The organism is Kitasatospora sp. NPDC059803 (genome assembly GCF_042732255.1).
Classification (GTDB): Bacteria; Actinomycetota; Actinomycetes; order Streptomycetales; family Streptomycetaceae; genus Kitasatospora.
Genome location: NZ_JBHWIJ010000433.1, coordinates 1 through 5,190, shown reverse-complemented (window position 1 = coordinate 5,190; position 5,190 = coordinate 1). Strand labels below are relative to the sequence as shown.

Here is a 5,190-nt window from a genome sequence, read left to right as displayed (position 1 = left end):
GGGGGGGGGGGGGGGGGGGGGGGGGGGGGGGGGCGGGGGGGGGGGGGGCGCCCCCCCCCCCCCCGCGGGGGGGGGGGGCCCCCCCCCCCCGGGGGGGGGGGCCCCCCGCGGCGTCACATCCAGACGAACGGCGCGCCCGCCGCGTAGGAGAGCGCGCGGGTCGCCTCCTCCAGGGTCTGCTCGGTGGTGAGCGCCGGGCCCGACGGCGTCGAGGCCGGGGTGGACTGGGTGCCGGGGCCGGGCGTGCGGGCGTCGCTGAGCCGGGAGCTCACCACCGTCACGTAGTGCCCGACCGCCTCAACCCGCGGCTCGGCCGACTTGGGCCCGCCGGAGGACGGCGCGGGGGCGGCGTTGGTGTCCGGAAGGATGAAGGCGAGCGCGCCGGGCTTGCCGCGCAGGGTGTCGGCGGCCCGGGTGGCGGCGGTCTGGTCGCCGAAGCGCAGGACGGTGACACTGCTGAGCACCGGGCGGTCCTGGCCGGTGAAGCTGACGGTCAGGTAGGCCTGGCAGCCGGTGTCCTTGAGCAGTTCCTGGGTGCGGTCCTGCAGCACCTCGGTGCAGTTGCCGCCCTGCCGGATGGCGCCACGCCGGGCCTTGTACCCGGCGGCCTCGACCGGCCGCTGGGCGGGGAAGAGGCTGTCGGCATTGAGGCCCTCGGGGTCGGTGCGCGGCGGCGGGGTCCCCACCACCGGCGGCGTCCTGGCCGCGTCCTTGCTGGACGGGCCGAGCCCGGGTATGTAGTCGCCGGGCATCGGGCGGGTGATGATCCATCCGCCGGCGGCCACCACTCCCACCACGACGACCCAGCCCACGGCCCGGCGGGCCGTCAGCCGCCTGCCCCTGCCACCGACCCGACTGCCGCTCAGGTCCGTGCCCGCGCCGGCGGGGGCCCCGCCGGTCCGCCGCACTGCCTGGCCGTTCTGGCCCTCTCCCGGAGTCGGGGTGCGCTCCCCCTGCGTGGTCATGGCGCAGATTCTAAGCAACCGTCGGGTGGCGTGGATCACGGGGTGGGGGGTTGCCGGTCACCGCCGCGTGCCGGCGCCCGCGACCGTCCGGCGCGCGTACCGGCGACCGCCCCGCGCCGGTCTCCCCGGCCCTTCGCCGCGACCGCGCCCTACCGGCCGGTAACCTCCGATTCGCACCGGCGTCAAGCTTGTGACCAGCGACGACACCGTGAGCTTCGACACTGTGGCAAGTGGCACATCCTTCCGCCGATCTTCTGGCGGGTTCCCTCTGGCGCCATTCGAGCGCCACCAGGCAGGATCGGCCCCATGGATCTGCTCGATACCCTCACCGCCAAGGGCCTGCGCGGCGAAGTCCCGACCCGCGAGGAGGCCCTGGCCGTCCTCGCCACCACCGACGACGAGCTGCTGGACGTCGTCGCCGCGGCCGGCAAGGTCCGCCGGAGGTGGTTCGGCCGACGCGTGAAGCTCAACTACCTGGTGAACCTCAAGAGCGGGCTCTGCCCGGAGGACTGCAACTACTGCTCGCAGCGGCTGGGCTCCAAGGCCGAGATCCTCAAGTACACCTGGCTCAAGCCCGACCAGGCCGCCGAGGCGGCCCGCGCCGGGGTGGCCGGCGGCGCCAAGCGCGTGTGCCTGGTCGCCAGCGGCCGCGGCCCCACGGACCGCGACATCGACCGGGTCACCGACACCATGGCCGCCATCAAGGACGCCGACCCCGAGGTCGAGATCTGCGTCTGCCTCGGCCTGCTCTCCGACAACCAGGCGGAGCGGCTGAAGGCGGCCGGCGCCGACGCCTACAACCACAACCTCAACACCTCCGAGAAGACCTACGGCGACATCACCACCACCCACACCTACGCGGACCGGGTGGACACCGTGCAGAAGGCGCACGGCGCGGGCCTGTCCGCCTGCTCCGGCCTGATCGCCGGCATGGGCGAGAGCGACGAGGACCTGGTCGACGTGGTGTTCGCGCTGCGCGAGCTCGGCTCGGACTCCGTCCCGGTCAACTTCCTGATCCCGTTCGAGGGCACCCCGCTCGCCAAGGAGTGGAACCTCAGCCCGCAGCGCTGCCTGCGCATCCTGGCGATGGTCCGCTTCGTCAACCCGGACACCGAGGTGCGGATCGCCGGCGGCCGCGAGGTGCACCTGCGCTCGATGCAGCCGCTCGGCCTGCACCTCGCCAACTCGATCTTCCTCGGCGACTACCTGACCAGCGAGGGCCAGGCCGGGCAGACCGACCTCGACATGATCAAGGACGCCGGGTTCGAGGTCGAGGGCGCCGGCGAGGCCACCCTGCCCCGCCACCGCGCGGACATTGCGGCGGCCTCCTCCTGCGGCACCGCGGCCTCGGCCTGCGGCAGCGGCGGCGGCTGCGGCCCGTGCGGCGGACACGCGCACGCCCCGGCCGACGCCCCCGTCGCGGTCGACGCCGCCGACGCCTCGGACGCCTCGGACGGGGAGCTGCGCAGCGACCTCGTCAAGGTCCGGCTGCGCGGCGCCGGCACCGAACTCGCGCCCAATGCCTGATAGTTCTGGAGACTGACGCATCATGCCCCAGCTGTCCGCGGACACGCTGCTCGCCCTCGACCGCGCCCACGTCTGGCACCCGTACGGGCCGATGCCCGGCACCGCCACCCCGTACGTGGTCGAATCCGCCTCGGGGGTCCGGCTGCGCCTCGCCGAGCCCGTCGCGGGCGGGCGGCGCGAGCTCGTCGACGGGATGTCGTCCTGGTGGGCGGCCATCCACGGCTACCGGCACCCGGTGCTGGACGAGGCCGTGCGCGAGCAGCTGGGGCGGATGAGCCACGTCATGTTCGGCGGGCTCACCCACGAGCCCGCCGTCCGGCTGGCGGCGACGCTGGTCGAGATCACGCCCGAGCCGCTGCAGCACGTCTTCCTCGCCGACTCGGGCTCGGTGGCCGTCGAGGTCGCGCTGAAGATGTGCCTCCAGTACTGGCAGTCCACCGGCCGCCCGGCCAAGCGCCGGCTGCTGACCTGGCGCGGCGGGTACCACGGCGACACCTTCCACCCGATGTCCGTCTGCGATCCGGACGGCGGCATGCACCACCTGTGGGGCGGGGTGCTGCCCGGGCAGCTGTTCGCCCCGCAGCCGCCGGCCGGGTTCGACGCCCCGCTCGACGCCGGGTACGCGGCCGAGTTCGAGGAGCTGATGGCCCGGCACGCCGACGAGCTGGCCGCCGTCATCGTCGAACCGGTGGTGCAGGGCGCCGGCGGGATGCAGTTCCACTCCCCCGCCTACCTGCGGATGCTGCGCGAACTCTGCGACCGGTACGGGGTGCTGCTCGTCTTCGACGAGATCGCCACCGGATTCGGCCGCAGCGGCGCACTGTTCGCCGCCGACCACGCGGGCGTCTCGCCGGACGTGATGTGCCTGGGCAAGGCGCTCACCGGCGGCTACCTGACCCTCGCCGCCGCGCTGTGCACCGGCGAGATCGCCGACGGCATCAGCCGCGGCGAGATGCCGGTGCTCGCGCACGGGCCGACCTTCATGGGCAACCCGCTGGCCTGCGCGGCCGCCAACGCCTCGCTGAAGCTGCTACTCGGTCAGGACTGGGCGGTCGGGGTCAAGCGCATCGAGGCCGGACTGGCCGACGGGCTCGCGGCCGCCGCCGACCTCCCGGGCGTCCGGGACGTCCGGGTCCAGGGCGCCATCGGCGTCGTCCAGCTGGACCACCCGGTGAACGTCCCGGCGGCCACCGAGGCGGCCGCCCGGGCCGGCGTCTGGCTGCGCCCCTTCCGGGACCTGATCTACACCATGCCCCCCTACGTGACGGAGGACGAGGACGTGGCACGCATCGCCGACGCCGTGACCGCTGCGGCGGTGGCCGGATGAGCGCGCGGATCCTGTTCATGACGGGCACCAACACCGAGGTCGGCAAGACGGTCGCCACGGCGGCGGTCGCCTCGGCCGCGCTGCAGGCCGGCCTGCGGGTCGCGGTGCTCAAGCCCGGGCAGACCGGGATCGCCCCCGGCGAACCCGGCGACGCCGATGAAGTCCGGCGCCTGGCCGGTGACCTGACGATCCGTGAACTCGTGCGCTACCCGGAGCCGCTGGCGCCCGACACCGCCGCCCGGCGGGCCGGGATGCCCTTCCTCTCCCCCGCCGAGGTGGCCGACGCCGTCGCCGAACTGGCCGCCGGGCACGACCTGGTGCTGGTCGAGGGCGCGGGCGGGCTGCTCGTCCGCTACGACGACGAGGGCCGCACCCTGGCCGACCAGGCCCGGGCCGTCCTGGACGCCGGGCTGCCGGCCGAGGTCCTGCTCGTCGCCTCCGCCGGGCTGGGCACACTGAACATCGTCGCGCTCTCCGCGGAGGCCCTGGCCGCCCGCCGGCTGCCGCTCGCGGGCGTGCTCGTCGGCTCCTGGCCCACCGCCCCCGGGCTCGCCGAGCGCTGCAACCTCGCCGACCTGCCGCGCTCGGCCGGCGCCCCGCTGCTCGGCGCCCTGCCGGAACGCGCCGCAGCCGCCGCGGACTTCGCCGCCCTCGCCGTCGCCTCGCTCGCCCCGGAGCTGGGCGGCAGCTGGGACGCGAAGCACTTCGCGCACACCCATCGGCCCGAATAGGCCCGGCTTCGCTCGAAGGTGTGATTCCGGCGCCCGAACCCTGGGTTCGGACGCTACGGGCTCAATACCGTTCCTCCTATGACAGACGGGATGACGGTAGACGAGTCTCTTCGGGCCCTGGCCGCCCTGGAGGCTGCGTGGAAGGACGACGACGAGGCGCTGTCCGCCCTCGCCGCGGGCGGTGCGGACGAGCGGTCGCTCCCGGCGCTGGTCGCCGCGTACGGCGAGCACGCGATGGACACCCTGATGGCCCTGGCCTTCGGCCTGCGGTCCACCATGAGCGACGAGGAGCTCGCCGAACTCTCCGACGCGGTGAGCTCCAACATCGGCGCCCGGATGAGCGCCCTGCTCACCCAGGCCCTGAAGACCTGGGGCACCCTCGCGCCCCGGGACGACCTGGCGGTGACCAAGGCCATCGCCCACGCGGTGATCGACTCCATGCGCGCCGTGACCGAGGACCCGAGCCAGACCGAGGTCCTCCCCCTGCTGGCCACCTTCCGCACCTACGCCCTCAACGGCGCCTGACACCGAAACTTCGGCGGGGGGGGGGTGGTGCAGCGGCCACACCCCCCACAAGAAGTGCAAAAACCACACCCCACCCGCGGAGCCAACAAAGCGCCAGCGGTGTGCGGGGGGCGAT

Annotated in this window: 5 protein-coding genes; 4 read left to right on the top strand and 1 reads right to left on the bottom strand. The window is 74.5% G+C overall.

Features of this window, described 5'->3' with window-relative positions; translation table 11 throughout:
- Positions 1–113: 113 nt before the first annotated feature.
- Positions 114–965: a hypothetical protein gene (locus ACFV6I_RS37400; RefSeq protein WP_380430519.1), complete on the bottom strand. Its 852-nt coding sequence runs from the start codon at positions 963–965 to the stop codon at positions 114–116.
- A gap of 306 nt (positions 966–1,271) precedes the next feature.
- On the opposite strand from ACFV6I_RS37400, the gene bioB reads away from it, so the two are divergent.
- The 4 genes from bioB (at position 1,272) to ACFV6I_RS37380 (ending at position 5,075) form a co-directional block, all read left to right on the top strand.
- Positions 1,272–2,492: a biotin synthase BioB gene (gene bioB, locus ACFV6I_RS37395; protein WP_380430516.1), complete on the top strand. Its 1,221-nt coding sequence runs from the start codon at positions 1,272–1,274 to the stop codon at positions 2,490–2,492.
- A 22-nt stretch (positions 2,493–2,514) separates the two neighbouring features.
- Positions 2,515–3,819 carry an adenosylmethionine--8-amino-7-oxononanoate transaminase gene (locus tag ACFV6I_RS37390; RefSeq protein WP_380430513.1) on the top strand — a complete coding sequence of 435 codons (1,305 nt, stop codon included), beginning with the start codon at positions 2,515–2,517 and terminating at the stop codon, positions 3,817–3,819.
- Positions 3,816–4,550: a dethiobiotin synthase gene (gene bioD, locus ACFV6I_RS37385; protein WP_380430510.1), complete on the top strand. Its 735-nt coding sequence runs from the start codon at positions 3,816–3,818 to the stop codon at positions 4,548–4,550. The genes ACFV6I_RS37390 and bioD overlap by 4 nt, the downstream gene beginning before the upstream one ends.
- Before the next feature lie 90 nt (positions 4,551–4,640).
- Positions 4,641–5,075 (top strand): hypothetical protein, encoded by a 435-nt coding sequence (locus ACFV6I_RS37380; RefSeq protein ID WP_079135370.1) that lies wholly within the window; start codon positions 4,641–4,643, stop codon positions 5,073–5,075.
- Positions 5,076–5,190: the final 115 nt, after the last annotated feature.